General features: G+C 58.5%; 14 protein-coding genes. 11 read left to right on the top strand and 3 right to left on the bottom strand.

The window, feature by feature from the left end; all coding sequences use genetic code 11:
• Window positions 1-9: 9 nt before the first annotated feature.
• The 6 genes from ACSYTG_RS13580 to ACSYTG_RS13555 all read left to right on the top strand — a co-directional run bounded on the left by ACSYTG_RS13580 (window position 10) and on the right by ACSYTG_RS13555 (window position 6836).
• On the top strand, window positions 10-1155 hold the full coding sequence (locus ACSYTG_RS13580; RefSeq protein WP_491706484.1) for a conjugal transfer protein TraW family protein: 1146 nt from the start codon (window positions 10-12) through the stop codon (window positions 1153-1155).
• 16 nt (window positions 1156-1171) lie between these two features.
• Window positions 1172-3004 carry a hypothetical protein gene (locus tag ACSYTG_RS13575; RefSeq protein WP_489784086.1) on the top strand — a complete coding sequence of 611 codons (1833 nt, stop codon included), beginning with the start codon at window positions 1172-1174 and terminating at the stop codon, window positions 3002-3004.
• A gap of 3 nt (window positions 3005-3007) precedes the next feature.
• Complete coding sequence (locus tag ACSYTG_RS13570) at window positions 3008-5302, top strand: DotA/TraY family protein (protein ID WP_491706475.1); 2295 nt, start codon at window positions 3008-3010, stop codon at window positions 5300-5302.
• An 11-nt stretch (window positions 5303-5313) separates the two neighbouring features.
• A complete protein-coding gene (locus tag ACSYTG_RS13565) occupies window positions 5314-5763 on the top strand; it encodes a hypothetical protein (RefSeq protein ID WP_491706474.1) in 450 nt (149 codons plus the stop codon).
• Complete coding sequence (locus tag ACSYTG_RS13560) at window positions 5760-6050, top strand: hypothetical protein (RefSeq protein WP_279185355.1); 291 nt, start codon at window positions 5760-5762, stop codon at window positions 6048-6050. The genes ACSYTG_RS13565 and ACSYTG_RS13560 overlap by 4 nt, the downstream gene beginning before the upstream one ends.
• Window positions 6051-6374: 324 nt before the next feature.
• The gene (locus tag ACSYTG_RS13555) at window positions 6375-6836 is read left to right on the top strand and encodes an SH3 domain-containing protein (protein ID WP_489784089.1); all 462 of its coding nucleotides are present in this window, start codon (window positions 6375-6377) and stop codon (window positions 6834-6836) included.
• 77 nt (window positions 6837-6913) lie between these two features.
• Here the strand turns inward: ACSYTG_RS13555 and ACSYTG_RS13550 are convergent, their stop codons facing one another.
• Complete coding sequence (locus ACSYTG_RS13550) at window positions 6914-8134, bottom strand: RNA-guided endonuclease InsQ/TnpB family protein (protein ID WP_489784090.1); 1221 nt, start codon at window positions 8132-8134, stop codon at window positions 6914-6916.
• A 149-nt stretch (window positions 8135-8283) separates the two neighbouring features.
• On the opposite strand from ACSYTG_RS13550, the gene ACSYTG_RS13545 reads away from it, so the two are divergent.
• Window positions 8284-8463 (top strand): hypothetical protein, encoded by a 180-nt coding sequence (locus ACSYTG_RS13545; protein WP_095350055.1) that lies wholly within the window; start codon window positions 8284-8286, stop codon window positions 8461-8463.
• A gap of 58 nt (window positions 8464-8521) precedes the next feature.
• The gene (locus ACSYTG_RS13540) at window positions 8522-9058 is read left to right on the top strand and encodes a hypothetical protein (protein WP_489784091.1); all 537 of its coding nucleotides are present in this window, start codon (window positions 8522-8524) and stop codon (window positions 9056-9058) included.
• Between the two features lie 107 nt (window positions 9059-9165).
• Here ACSYTG_RS13540 and ACSYTG_RS13535 read toward each other — a convergent pair whose 3' ends face one another.
• Both ACSYTG_RS13535 and ACSYTG_RS13530 read right to left on the bottom strand, forming a co-directional pair.
• Entirely contained in the window at window positions 9166-9531 is a 366-nt protein-coding gene (locus ACSYTG_RS13535; RefSeq protein WP_489784092.1) for a hypothetical protein, read from the bottom strand.
• A 74-nt stretch (window positions 9532-9605) separates the two neighbouring features.
• Window positions 9606-10313: a DsbC family protein gene (locus ACSYTG_RS13530; RefSeq protein ID WP_491706473.1), complete on the bottom strand. Its 708-nt coding sequence runs from the start codon at window positions 10311-10313 to the stop codon at window positions 9606-9608.
• Between the two features lie 956 nt (window positions 10314-11269).
• Between ACSYTG_RS13530 and ACSYTG_RS13525 the strand changes: the two genes are divergently transcribed.
• The 3 genes from ACSYTG_RS13525 to ACSYTG_RS13515 all read left to right on the top strand — a co-directional run bounded on the left by ACSYTG_RS13525 (window position 11270) and on the right by ACSYTG_RS13515 (window position 14471).
• Complete coding sequence (locus tag ACSYTG_RS13525) at window positions 11270-11923, top strand: transglycosylase SLT domain-containing protein (RefSeq protein ID WP_491706472.1); 654 nt, start codon at window positions 11270-11272, stop codon at window positions 11921-11923.
• 395 nt (window positions 11924-12318) lie between these two features.
• Complete coding sequence (gene repC, locus ACSYTG_RS13520) at window positions 12319-13647, top strand: replication initiation protein RepC (protein WP_489784096.1); 1329 nt, start codon at window positions 12319-12321, stop codon at window positions 13645-13647.
• Window positions 13648-13691: 44 nt separating this feature from the next.
• On the top strand, window positions 13692-14471 hold the full coding sequence (locus tag ACSYTG_RS13515) for a hypothetical protein (RefSeq protein ID WP_489784097.1): 780 nt from the start codon (window positions 13692-13694) through the stop codon (window positions 14469-14471).

Genomic DNA, 14471 nt, shown 5'->3' with positions numbered 1-14471 from the left:
CGATTGGGGGTGATTTTCATCCTCATGGGTGGTTTGTTTCTGGGCCAGATGGCCGCGCCCCGTCCAGCGCAGGCTTTTGGGTTTGATATTGGCCCTATTGTAGCTGCAATAGCTGCCGCTCAAAGCGCCATCACCACAGTCACCACGACCGCTCAGAAAGTTCTTAATGGGTCGCTGGGTTTGCTTAATGACAAGCTGGGGATGGGGTTCAATCAGATCACCAACTACCTGAAGGGCCAAATTGGCGCACAGCAGCAGATCGCAGACGCCAATAACATGGTGCAGGCGCAGCTCGCCAAGGAAATTCGCCATGCAGAAATTCAGGATCTACATGCGGTAAATCGTCAGGACTGTTTGAATCTCGAAGGCGGACAAGCACAGATTATCGCAGCCCGCCAATCCAGCGATGTCGCGTTAGCACTCGACGTTGTCAAGGGCGCGCGTACGCGTGCTGAAAAAGGCACGCCCTCCTGGGCTGGCGGCGGGCAGGGGGCACAGGCCAACAACAACGCCCATTTTGGCAAATACTGCGACGATGCGGAGGCGGACGCAGGGCTGTGCAAACTTGCCGACACCACGATGAAGGGGGCGGATGAGGCGGCGACCAGCATGTTTACGCCCCCTGTTTATACCGGTCAGGACGCGATTGACCGGGCGAATGCCTATGCCGTCACCCTGATCGAACCGGTTGCCCCAGCTGCGCAACGCGGTAGCGCCATCACCTCCACACAGGGGCAACAGCTTATGCCGTTTCGCCGCTCCTACAATGCGGCGATGCATCTGGCGCACATGATTGTTGACCACGTTCTGAGCCAACGCGCTGAGACCATCACTCTGACAGCGGCCCAGAAGGCGGAAGCACAGCGTGAAGGGCTTACGGTGTCCGATAAGGGGTCATCGTGGCAGGCGACAGAGCTGGAGATTAACCGGAAGTATTCCGGCACGGACTGGCAGGCCGATCTGCAGGCAATGTCATCGGAAAAGTCCGTTCTGATCCAGATCGCCCTTCTGGATGCCCAGCGTAACTGGCTCCTGTGGAACACCTACAAGCTTCGGGAAATGACCGCAGTCGCGGATGCAAAACGTCTTGCGATCGAGGCCGATGAGGCCCTCAGCCGCCATTCTGCCGGCACCCTGCCGGTTCCCTCTCCCTAAACCATAAGGAAACACCATGTCCGATGCACTCTCGGCCGTGCAGCCAACGACGTCCCCCTCCTCAACCATCAGCGGTGTGCTGCAGGCAATGGGGCAGCAGCAGCAATCTGTGCCTGAAGACCAGCGTGGGCTGGCCGACCGGCTGAAAGAGTTGCAGGAGCAGCTCGAAAACGATCCTTCATTGGAGAATGATCCGAAATTTGCCACCCATGTTGCATGGCTTATGCAGGACTGGCCGAAATTCAGTGGCACGGGGCAGGGGGTGCAGGTGTCCCCGCTTCTGCAGGCAGGACTGACCTCAATGGCGGCTCAGTATCCCGGCATGAGCAATCCGCAGATGGCATCCATGCTCCAGCAGACTGCTTCCATGAATGACCGCCAGCTTGTCGCGGATATTCGTAACGCCAGCGTGGAGCTGGGCTCCTTACCGGCGGAACAGCAGACCTCTTTTCTGATTACGGCCGGGGTAAACGCCCTTGAGGCCAGAGCGGCGCAGGCCGGTGTCGCGCCCGTACAGCAGCAGGTCCCTGTTGCGCAACCCGCTCCGGCTCCACAGCCTGCGCCGGTCGTGGCGCCAGAAGCGTCCGTGGTCGCTCCTGAAGTTGTTTCAGAAAATGTTGCACAGACTGGCCCAGCTGTCGCTCAGTCCGAGCCCGGCGTTGTGGAGCCGGTGTCTGCGGTTGCGGCGAGCGTTGTCGCCGAAAGCACCACGCAGGCGGCGTCTCATGAGGCGACAGTTGATCCGCGACAGGAGGTGGGTGAGACCATGCGACCTGCCAGCGATCCGGACGTGGACCAGGATGATCCCTCACACGGCCATGCTTCCATGAATATTCCGTTTGGTGACGAAAACGGTAATCCTGTCTCCCGTGCTGGCGAAGCAGTAGAAGCGCCGGGAGGAGAGCCGAAGGCTCCACAGCCCGCACAGGCGGCCAATCAGACAGCCGGGGAACCGGTTGTGCCAGCCGGCATGTCGGAAGACCAAGAGAACGATATCCGCAACAAAGACATGAACAACCAACAGGAAGCCCAAAATACCCCCCCTGAGCAGCAGCAAGGGACTCAGCAGAAGCAGGCGGAGCAGACCAACGGGCAGACGGGGCAGGGCAACACCCAGAGCCAAACCCTACGCGCAGGTGATAAGCAATTAGACGCTAAAGCGACGCAGGTTGAACAGGCTCAGACCACGGCTCAAGCGCAACCCACGCAAGCCCAACCGGCACAGGCTCCTGTAGGTAGTCTGGCAGGGCATGCTGTGTCCAAGGTGGCCAATATTGCCAAATCGTGGTTAGCAAATCAGGCTGTCGCATCTGACCAGCGCCGGATCGATAGTCTGGTCGCAACGGTAGACAGTGACATCCGTACAGCCGACACGAACTATCAGGATCTCAAACAGACCGCTGCGCCCTTTTTTAAAAAAATGGAAGAAACAGCCAGACAGGAAGGCGTTAAACCTGCTGCTCTGATTGCCAGCATGGGTGAGGGCGGCAAGCATCATGGCCTGTGGCAGGAGTTCGAGAAGCTTCGCCTGTCCGATGAACGGGTAGGCAAGGCTTACAGTGACCTGGGCCACACACTGCAGAATATGCGTCTCAACCTTGGCTCTCTGCAGAGTGAGGCCGCCGAACGCGGTGCGACCAACGCCCAGTCCGTTGTCGAGGTCGAAGAGAGGGCCGGCCAGAAAGCCATGGAGATGGAGGACGTGCCCGGTCGCAATCCCGGCGAGAGTCTGATCAAGAACATCGGGGGCGCACTCGAACGCATCATGGAGAAGGTGAAGGCGCGTTTTTTGGCTCTCACCCAGGGACGTGAGCAGGGGCGCGATAACAGCCCGTCCATGGGAGCCTGAGCCATGCGCGGTGTGTCCAAAATGGCGCGGCTTTCGCCGCCTCTGGTGGCAGCCTTACTTGGAGGGCTGGTTCTGCTTCACGCAGGACCAGCCCACGCCACGAACGGGTTCGAGAATGTAAGCTGGGCCGACCTTGTCGCTGGTGATGACTGGTCTTCGCGAGTTCTCGATAGCCTGTTCCCGATGGACGGCACCGCGGATACGGCCACCGGCACCCTGCTGCAATGGTTTACCACCTTTGTCTCAATTATGGCGTGCTTCTGGATCATGTATTCCATCCTGGCGCAGATTCAGAAAACGGCCGAAACCGGGAAGGTGTTCTCCGCCAGTTTTGGCGGCTGGGTGCCAGTGCGTGCGGTCGGCAGCGTCATTATGATGCTGCCAGTCCTCAACGGATTTTCGCTTGGTCAAAACCTGATTGTGAATTTTGCCAAGGCTTCTATCGGTATGGCCACAATCGAGGAAAAAGTGGTGATGAACGCCGTGGGACCACAGGCACTCCCTCTGGCAACGCCCATGATCCCGGGCTCGCGTCAGGTCGTGCTTGGTGTCATGGAAAGCGAGATATGTAGGGCCCTGATCAACACGGCCTCCAACAATCCCGTTCTTGTTCCGGAGCCCACTATCACTGACGATGGCAATGGCACGGTGTCCCTCTCTTACAATATGGCCAATGGTAACGGCACGGCCATGCCGACCTGCGGGTTGGTTTCCATCAGCACGCCCGTTAAAACCGCGACCACGACCGAATACCAGAGCATTGATTTCAGTAGCGTCAGCAGCCAGCAAATCCAGTCCTTAAAAACGCTGGCGACAAATATCCGTTCCAGTTTGCAGAACACCATAACATCCCTATGGAAAACTCGTGATGTCGCAACACTGGGAACACTCGACACGATATTCGTCGCGCAGTCGAACTACCTCAACGGGCAGTTGACGGGCATCGCCTCCAGCGTGGTCTCGGCTGTTAGAAATGCCGCCGGGTCAACGGCGAGCGACAATTCAGCAACCGCGGAGCTCCGCTCCCTCGGCTGGACGGGACTTGGGGCTTATTATCTCGAAATTTCCCGCCTGAATGCAGAGGTCATTTCAGTGTCCTCGATCACCCCCGCTGTCGTAGCACCATCATGGGCCGGCACAGGCCCGTATCTGGGGCAGGACCTGCTGCCGTTCCTTCAGAGCGTATCCAGTTATCTCGGCAAGATGGATGCGACACTTCAGACTGCCGACGAGCCAGCTCCCAACAGCACATCACCCCGGCTGTATGCCAATGCCCGTGTCTCTTCAGATAGCACGGCGATCTGGACAAAGGTGCTGACTTACCTGAACTTCGGACCAGGCACGCTTGAACTCATCATGAACCATCTGGTGATGGGCAGCTCTGGCACGGATTGGGTTGATCCCCTTGGAGCCATGATCGGCATGGGGCATCTGCTCATCCATCTGGCCCTGACCGCCATTGCGCTGTCTGTGGCCGCAGGCAGCATGTCTCTCGATATTGGTGCGGGCGTTGCGTCCTTCGTCACGGGACAATGGGGCGCCACGGCTACCGCCGCTGCGGCGACCTTTTTAAGCGGAACGATTACCCGCCTGCTCCCGGTAATTTTTACGGCCTGTCTTTTTCTGCTCTCGGCAGGGGTCACATTGGCCTATGTCCTGCCAATGATGCCCTATCTGTACTGGATTGCCGGCGTTACGGGATGGTTTTTGCTGGTTGTCGAGGCTGTCGCTTATGCGCCTCTCTGGTTCCTTGCCCATATGACGTTCGCAGGAGACGGCATACACGGCAAAGGGGTGCGGGGTTACGAGATTCTTTTCACCATTCTCTTCCGGCCGGCGATGATGGTGATCGGTATGGTGTTCAGCTATACAATATTTTCTGCGTTTTCCTGGCTGCTGATGAAAAGCTTTCTGGTCGCCTCGACCTTTACGCTGGATCATGGCTATCTCACCGATAACTGGGTCGGCCTGATCGCCATGATCATCATGTATTCCGCCATGGAGATGACGACTGCGACATTGTCCTTCCGCCTGATCACCACATTGCCCCATCACATGGCCTCCATGGTCGGATTTGGTGCGGCCAGCCGTGTGGATGCGGAAGAATTCGAAAAATCCTCCAGCCGGCCGGTCGAGCAGGGAGCAGATACTGGTCGTCAGATCGGCACACAGTATCTTGAAAATACGAGAAGAAGTGCAGATAAAAGTGGTGGCGATGGCGCGAGCGATGATACAGTACCTGCAATGGATACAACAACGGCCGCTCAGGTGCGACCCATTACACAGACCGATGTTTGAGGGCACGAACGATGTGCAGTGATTTTGTAACAGCAGGTGCACTGGGTGGCATTCAGGGAACTCTCTCCCGGATGGCTCGTGAACAGGGCCGTCAGAATAATATGGCAGGCGCACTCGCCCAGCAGACGCAGGTCGCTAACCACTGGCAGGTGACGGCTTTCAAGCTCCAGAACGAACGATCTGAGTGGAAAGCGTTGAGTAGGAGAACGCTAGAAGCTCTGGAAAAAGAAGAGCAGGTCACTGCCGATCTGCGTCAGCAGCTCGCTCAGGCGCAGGAGGCCCTGCGGGTTGAGAAAGACCGAGGGTGGGAGGAACTGAACGAACTGAACGAGAGATATAATAAGCTGGTGAGAAAATCTAATCGGTTCCTCAAGTGCATAAACACGATTAAAGGCCAGCCAGCAGATGCCATTGCGCTGATCACCGCCCTTGAGGCAGAGATGAGAGCGCAGCAGGCATGAGGCTGCCTCTTCCGCTACTCGGCTGCATGCTGGCGCTTTCCGGGTGTGCGCACGGCAATCTACGCTCGGCGAATGACAGGCCGCTCAAGCCTCCGCCGGTGCGTCAGGCACAATACGACCCTTATGCGTCTTACGGCTCATCGCCGGCGCGCTGGTCGCCCTCTGTCGCGTCCCGCGATGGCACGATAATCCGCCCGACAGACCCGGTCGATCAGGCCGGCCGCCCGGATTATGAACACGCCAAATGGGCAGTATCACAGGCAACAGGTCGCGCCGGGACTTTCTGACCGCGTCACAACTGAAAGCTCCATACTGATCGGGAAACGAGGCAACCGCCTGTCCTGACCAGTATGGAGTTTTTTTATGTGCGCTGAAACCGTGGATCCTGGTGTGTCCAAAACTGCTGAACGACCGGACCAAACGTCCGCAGCTCGACAGCCGCGCTTGCAAACTACGCTAGCCGCTCTGCTGGCAGAGCATCTGAACCGCCGTGCAGCCCAGACTTTGCAGGATCGTGCCCCGGACGAGTAGGCTGATCTGCATACTGGAATCTTCTTTCCCGACAAGCGGTATGCTAATCGACGTGTTCAACCACTTAGAGGGATTTTCCCGTGTCGATTATGCCCAAACTGGCCGTTGTCCTGCTTTCCACCGGCCTGCTCGTGTCGGCCGCGCAGGCCCAGACGATGTCGCCTGCCGAACTGGATCGGCTTTCAGCCCAACGGCAGGCCGAAATCGGCCCACGCGACTGGGGCGCGCCTGTCGCAGCAGCTCCCGAGGCGCCGCCCGTACCCCTGAAGGATCCCGCCACCTGTATGTCGCCCCGGACTGAGTTCGAAACGCTCTATGCCGGGCCGAGCAAACATGCGAAAAAAATCGGTGTCGCGTTGCCCCAGCTGGCCGTAACGACGACCACATCGGGCGAGTGGACGCGGATCATCCGAGGGCAGGGCCGTTACGCCTGGATCCCGACAGCGGACGTTCTGCCATGGCATTCGACAACCGCCACCGCAGGCACACGCTGCACTGTCGCAGGCATCCGCCCGTCAGACGGTGTTGTCGTGTTTTCTTAACCGGGAGCTTGATCTGCGCCAGGAGAACCTGACCTGCTCACCGGCCTGAAGGCCGATGGTTCCAGTGTAGGCGTGCATTAAGCTGCCCTCCTGGTGCTTCCTGCTTCAACGGGCCGCTTGGTGCGGTGTCCCTCCACAGGCTTCAACGGGCAGTCCGCCCGCCGTAGGATGTTCTTCGCGGCGTTGATGTCCGCGTTGCCGGTGTTTCCGCAGGTGGTGCAGACAAAGCGGGCCTGACTGACCCGGCTGGCCTGATCCACCTGCCCGCAGGCAGAACAGGTCTGGCTGGTGTAGGCGGCGGGCACCTCAATGAGCATGGCGCCCCGTTCGGCCAGTTTGTATCCCAGCAGGGTGCGGAACATCCGCCAGCCCTGATCGAGGATACTGCGGTTCAGCCCGGACTTCTGCCGGACATTGCGACCCGGCTCATCAACCGAGCCTTTGGCGGATGCGGACATGTTCCGCACCTGCAATGCCTCCACAACGACCGTGCCGTGGTTCTTGGCGATGGTCGTGCTGAGCTTGTGGAGGAAATCCTTGCGGGCATTGACCACGCGGGCGTGCAGGGCCTGCATACGCCGTATGGCCTTGCGCCGGTTGGCACTCCCCTTTTTCTTGCGAGAGACGGCGCGCTGGGCCTTGCGCAGCGCGCGCAGGGCGTTCCTGCCGAAGTCTCCCGGCGCGACAGTTTCGCCATTGCTCATGGCGGCGAAGACGGCCACACCCATATCGATCCCGACAGCAGGCAGAACCGAGGACGCAGGCTCTTCGGTCTCACGCTCCCACTGCACGGATGCAAACCACTGCCCGGCCCGCCGGGAGAGGGTGACGTTGCGGATCGCGCCGGGCAGGTCATACCAGCCCCGGAAGGCGACCCATCCGAGTTTGGGGAGCTTGATACGCCCGGTTTTCTTCCCTGTCCGTTCGACGCGCAACGAAGCGGGATCAGGAAAACGGAAACTGTCGTGCCGACCCTTGCGGCGCGGGGTTGGATAGCCTGAGCGTCCTGAGAAGAAGTTCTGATACGCCCGGTCGAGATCACGCAACGCCTGCTGAAGTACCTGACTGGGCGCTTCGCGCAGCCAGTCCACCTCACGCTTGAGGGCCGTCAATTCAGCACTCTGCATGTTATAGGAAATGGACTTGCCGGTTACGGCTTTATAGCGCTGCCACCAGTCCCGTCGCTGTTCCAGAGCGAGGTTATAGACCATCCGGCAAGCGCCCGCGATCTGGGCCAGGTTGAGCCGCTGCCCTGCATCTGGATAGAGCCGAAAGGTATTCGCCTTGCGCTGAATCATGCCCAGATTTTAGCAGTTCCACTCAACTGGTACAAGAAAAATACGCCTTATATCCCCGCCCTAAAAGACGGGGTTTTACGGCTGAACATGATAAGCCAGCGGAGCAGATTGATGATGACTCTCAGGTCAGCTGCGTTTATTGTTGTTTTATGAAGACTGACACCCGACAGGCAGTTCTTGAGGCAATCAAGAAACAGACCAATGCCAATATCAAAAGCAAAGCCGCCGCCCGTGCGGCTCTGCAGCGTATGGGTATTGTCGATCGCAAGGGCAATATTACCAAGGAATATACACGCGATCCCCGATCCGATGGCATGATGCGGGCGTGACGCATTGACTGCTCTGCATACGTCTTTTGTTCTCGGGTATCATGGATGTTCCGAAAAGGTGGGCCGTAGTCTCATCTTGCGGCAGCAACAGCCTATCAAGTCGGAAACAGCTTATGACTGGCTGGGGCCGGGGTTTTATCTCTGGGAGTCAGACCCACAACGGGCTTATGAATGGGCGGAACAGAAGAAAAAGCGTGACCCGACCTTCAAGCCTTTCGTTGTTGGTGTCGTGCTCGATCTTGGCAACTGTCTTGATTTAACGAACCGCGAGGATCTCGCTCTCCTTCAAGTAGCCTATGACGGTTTGAAGGCGACTCTTGATGTCCAAGGCACTCCCCTTCCTGAAAATCGTGACGCCAGTTTCGATTCCAACAACGACAAATTGTTCCGCAATCTGGATTGCGCCGTTATCCGCTATCTGCACGCCTCGTTAGACACAGGCTCTCCGCTACCCGCCGCTTACGACACGGTTAGAGGTCTTTTTCAGGAAGGCGCGCCACTATACCCGGGTAGCGGGTTTCGATCCAAAACACACACACAGATAGCAGTTTACAATCTGGATTGTATCAAGGGTTTCTTTATCCCGCCGCTATAGGCCAAAAGTTCTGGTACAGACTGCGCCTGAAGGTTGAAAACTGGCTGGAAGCACGGCCTCGTGCCAGAGCGCGACAAGTCTGAGGCTCCAGCGCGACGCAGTGCTCCCTAACGGGGCCAGAGATTGCTTCCCCGTGCGATGAACGTTCCGAACCGCCCGATGCCTCCGGTTCGGAGCATCCAGTTCGAGAAGCTGAGTCTGATAAACTCGGCCAGTAGCACCAGCAGGATAACCCCGAATTGCAGACTGGTGACACTGGCCAGCCTTGTCCCCTGGTGAACACACGACCAGATCCACACGCACAGAGTGCCCACAAACAGGACCAGGCAGAACCGCCCGTTGCGCCGTGTGGACACCAGCGCCCTGATTGTCGCCGGGTCCATAACGGGAGCAAGAGCCGTGTCGATGGCTGACGCTTCGATGAAGGCTTTCCGGTCGCGCAGATACTGTCGCGACAGGTTAAAGGTGCGCACGCCCCTCACGAATGGCAGGTAAAGCGGGAAAATCAGCCATTTCCCCACTCTTAGAATGGGGCGTGTGGACCGCCTCACCGCCCCAGTTCCCGTATCAGCTGTTCAACATCCCCAGGCAACCCCTCAGTGACATGCGAGGCACCCGCCTTGTCGCGCCAGATGAATGTCGGTGTCCCTGGGACACCGATGGCATTGGCGACGGCCATATTCTGCTGCAGATGAAGAGCCGCCTCGTCTGTGCGAGACATGTCGTCTGCGACGTGATGCAGATCGATGATCTTCTGCCATGTCGCCTGCATCTCGTATGGCACTGCTGACAACAGCGCTGTGGCGGCCGGAGTGCTGGCATTGCCGTTTTCGTGATCATTGATCGCGATCGGCAGCAGCGCCAGCTGGATCTGGCCACGTGCGACAAAAGGTTCCAGCGTATTGAGTGCGCGGATTGACCAGGGGCAGAGCGGGTCGATCACCATAGTCAGGCGCGGTAGCCCGTCCCGTCCTTCCAGCCCGATATTGGCCTGAGCGACGCGCTTGACCTGCTCGGCCGATAGCGTTGTCGCATCGAGTGGTGCACTGGCCTGCCCGGATGCCGCTTTTTTTGCCCCGGTGATGGTCACGGTAGGGATCGCTCCCTTGATCGGGGCAATGGTATCACGCGTGACGTTGTGCCCGTCCTGCTCCCACAGGACACCGCCAATCAGCGCCTGCCCATCCGGGGTCAGGTAGAAGACCCGGAAGATGTCGCCATTGACGGCATATACACCCTGAAGGCCATGATTCATGACGTGGTTACCGATCTCATAGACTTTCGCACCTGTACTGGTGATGCGTCGGAGTGCAGGGCTTGCTGCAATTTCCCCGGCCGGGATGAGCCGTGGTGTGGGCACGGTCGGGGTGGGGCGCAGGACAGGACCAGTGTCAGGGGTGCCTGATGGGACAGCCAACGGGGGTGTCACTTCCACAGGGGGCAGAGTTGGGCATTGCTGGGCGTGCGCCAGTGTTGAAAGGGTCACAAGGGTTGTAGCCGCCAGAAGAGCGTTTCGGGAATGTCGCATTGGGGTCTCCTTCTCTCCCCATGATGCGCCAGAGCGTTGTGACGCTCTGTGGAACAAAAACCGAACGCAGAGCGTCACAACGGTCTGAGACATACTGGGGAGAGACCAACAAGGCAAAGGAGCCGCCCCGTGTCGCTCAGATCCACGCTTACCCTCACCCTGTTGACAGGTGGCCTGCTGGCAGGGCCAGCCTACGCTCAGGATGTGTCGCCTGCCGAACTCGACCGACTGGCTGCTGAACGGCAGGAAGCCATCGGCCCGCGCGACTGGGGACCGCCTGTCGACCCCGCACCTGAGGCGCAGCTGATGCCGCTTGGCGGGCACGTTACGTGCATGTCGCCTCACATGGCGTTTGAACCGGTCTATGCCGGACCTGGGAGCAATACGAGACAGGTTGGTGTCGCCCCACCCCAGCTTGCGGTTACCACGACGACTTCAGGCGGTTGGACCCGCATCCTGCGTGCTTATGGGAAAGCCGCATGGATACCGACCGAGGATCTGCAGCCTTGGACATCCACGACAGCCTCTGCGGGCACACACTGCATCGTGGCCGGAATGAGACCATCTGACGGCATGATCCTCTTCTCATATCCTGGCGCATGACGCGCCCCCTCTCTCTGGCCCGGTGGAGCGGACTGGGCCTGCTGGCTGTGTGTATCGCTGCACGGCCGGGTGTCGCGCAGGTGGCCACCCAGATCGTGCCGAGCATCGAAGAGGCTGGTGCGCCGACCTTCGTCTTTCCAGGTGCGCAGACGTCTTCCTCATCAGGAGCAGGCACATCGGGGAGCGCGTCGCGTTACTCGGGCGCGTGGGGCAGCAGTGATGCGATGTCCAAACTGCTGTCGCAATCCTATGGCGCCGATGCTGTCGCAGCGGCCAAAGCTGCCGGGATCAACCCCGATACGCTCGCAGCTTATGCTCAGATCGAAAGCCATTTCCAGAACACCGGCAACAGTTCTTCATCGGCCACGGGGGTCTGGCAGATCACCAATGGCACATGGAACGACTACGCATCCAAGCTTGGGCTGAGTAGTGCTGACCGGAATGATCCGACGGCGCAGGCGAAAGTCGCCAGTGCCATCATCAGTTCCTATGCCAGCGCTGTTTCCAAATCCACCGGAACACCCGCAACCTCGGCGCAGGTCTACGCCGCCTATATGTTCGGACCGTCGGCCGGTTCAAAGATCGCGGCAGCGACCAGCAGCACACCTCTGAGCAGTCTCGTGTCGCGTTCCTCGCTGGCTGCCAACAACATGAGCGGCTGGACAGTGGGACAATACCTCTCAACCGTCTCGACCCGCATGGGCAGCGGTGCATCCGAAACGGTCACGGGATGAGAACAAAAGCGGAAAAGTTGCGCAATTTTGGACACAAAATCAGTGAAAAAACAGTGTCTTACACGCCATTTTTTCACTTTTTGATCTTGTCTGAAAACATGTACACGGGCAGGTTGAGCGGCAGACCGGACACGCGGCTGATTGCGAGTCCGTGCCACCCCATTCGAGGCCCACCAATGACGTAGCCACAAAAAGGAAAACCCTGCCTCTCCCGGTTTGCAGACCGGAAAAGCCAGGGCACCTGTAACGAACCATAAGCTATAGGGGAAGAAGATTGCCCTTTCCCTATAGCCAGCTTCCGCTCGAAACGCAAGCAAATTGCGAACGGGGAAGGTTTGTCCAGATGCCTGTGCCGAGAGGTCTGTCATGACCCATAGCACTGGAACTTTTGAGCTGTGCCCCAGACACACACTGATGACCTCTGCCCGATCCGCAGACGGGGAAAACGCACCCTCACGCCCGCCATGCTCAAGGCGCGTGATGAACTGCTCGGCCTTCCACCGGACTATCCGGATAAATACGCCGTCCTGAATACGATCAGGGCTTTGCCCCGCACCTTTCCATTGACGCGCAGCGCACGTGGGCTGCTGGAACGGATGATCGAGAAAACCCGGCCGGAGAGCTGGGAAATGCTCTCAACCCCTTTTATCTACGCCCATAACGCGACACTGATGTCCTGGACGGGGTTGTCGCTTACGGCTTTGAGGCGGGCGGTCAGAGAGCTGGCCGAGGCCGGGATGATCGTGCCCTGTGACGGCCGGAACGGACAGCGAGGGCGGCGCTGGCAGGGGCAGGAAGGCATGTCGCAGGTTGGATTCAGTCTGGCGTCCCTGCGCTATCGGTGGCCGGACCTGCAGGCCCAGCTCGAGATCGGCAGACGACAGCGCGCGGAAGTAGCGTTTCTGCGTGAAGCCATTGCCGATCTGAACGAGCAGGTGCGCGTGGCGGCCGAGCTGCGGGGCGATGAGGCAACCGCACTGGAAGCCGCACGGATCATGCGGCTCCGTCGCGGCACGGATCTGATTGATACGCTGGTCAGCTATCACGACATCATGAAAGCGCTCTGGACGCGTGTGAAACCTGTGGAAAAGCCTGCGGAAAACCGTATCGACAGGCTGCCAGATTCTGTCCGGTGTACCCCAGAAATGGCACCCATGGATGCGCAATCTGGCACCCACTATACAGAAAGAAATAACAAAAAACCTAAAGAAGTTGTTGTAGTAGCGCCCGATGGGCGCAATCGCATTGAGGCAATGCGGCGTGCAGGGCAGGTGTCTCAGCGTGAACCATCCGAGGGGCTGGAAGCATCCATTCTGCGGGGCTTCCCGGGCACCAGCACGTTCTTTCTGACGGTGTGTCCTGCCTTGCGGGATCTGTGTGCCTCAGCCGCACCCGACCGTGCCCAGCTCACCGACGCTGCTGAACTGCTTTCCGGCCAGATCGGCATTGGCTACCAGTCGTGGAAAACCGGCTGCATCGCTCTGGGGCGGTTTGAAGCTGCTGTGGCGGTCATCGTCATGGCGACGCGCAAGGATCAGGGCGAACAGATCCGTCACCCCGATGCGTATTTCCGGGCCCTGGTCGAACGCGGAGTGCGTGGAACACTCCACCTCGACCGCAGTCTTTACGCCCTGAAGGACACGCTGGCACAGGATATGTCGCAAATCCCAGAACGTGCGACAGGCCGGGTGAAAACAGCGTCACAACGGGTGCGAATACAATGAGGGAAGGAGCCGGATGGTTCGGCTCAACTGAAAGGATTTACCTCATGGTTCGCAAACCCGCAGGCACATATATGGCACCTGATGGTCGAAATATCCGGGCGTTGAACGTGCGGTTATGGGGGCGCAGGACAATGCCGGCTCTTGGTCTGCTGGCCTGTTTTGCCAGTTCGACGGTTCGCGCGGAAAATATCCACTCTTATCAGCACATCGTTCATGCGACAGACACCAGCAATATCCGGTCTACGGACGGTTATATTTCAGAACAGTCCCTGAACGGCAAAGACGTGATCACCATGACGGCGCAGGGGATGCAGCTTTTGGGTCTAACAAATAAAGAGGTGGATGGAGCATCCATAGTGCTTCCCCGCACTCAGGTTTTAGAGTTTCATGGTTATGTGAAAATAGACGGCGAGAAAGTAGTTTTCCTGCATAAAGGGGAAAACATTACCTACCTTTCCAAAGTGATTCACACGAAAGACAAGAAAACGGGCCTTACCCATATTGACCTCGTGCCTGGCACGATCGAGACAGGTATCCTTGGCACCACCACTGCCACACGCCTTCCCAACGATGGCGTGAAAATTGATGTCATGGTATCGGACGTCAAATTGGTCGATATGCCAGACTGCAATGACGCACAATGTCCAATAACGGTCGGTCGTGAAGTACGCCGTACGGTGATATTGTCTCCCGATCATGCAGAAACTGTTGATCTTCAACTTGGTGACAACACCGACCTGTCGATCAGGCTTATCTTTTCCCGGCAGCGACTCCCAGCGCAGGTAAAGCAGGCAGTGTCTGGTCCGTCCGGTCACCGGGCATGA

This window comes from Acetobacter sp. ESL1128, from assembly GCF_058505085.1.
The sequence above is the reverse complement of the archived record's forward strand: the minus strand, read 5'-3'. Positions and strand labels throughout refer to the sequence as shown.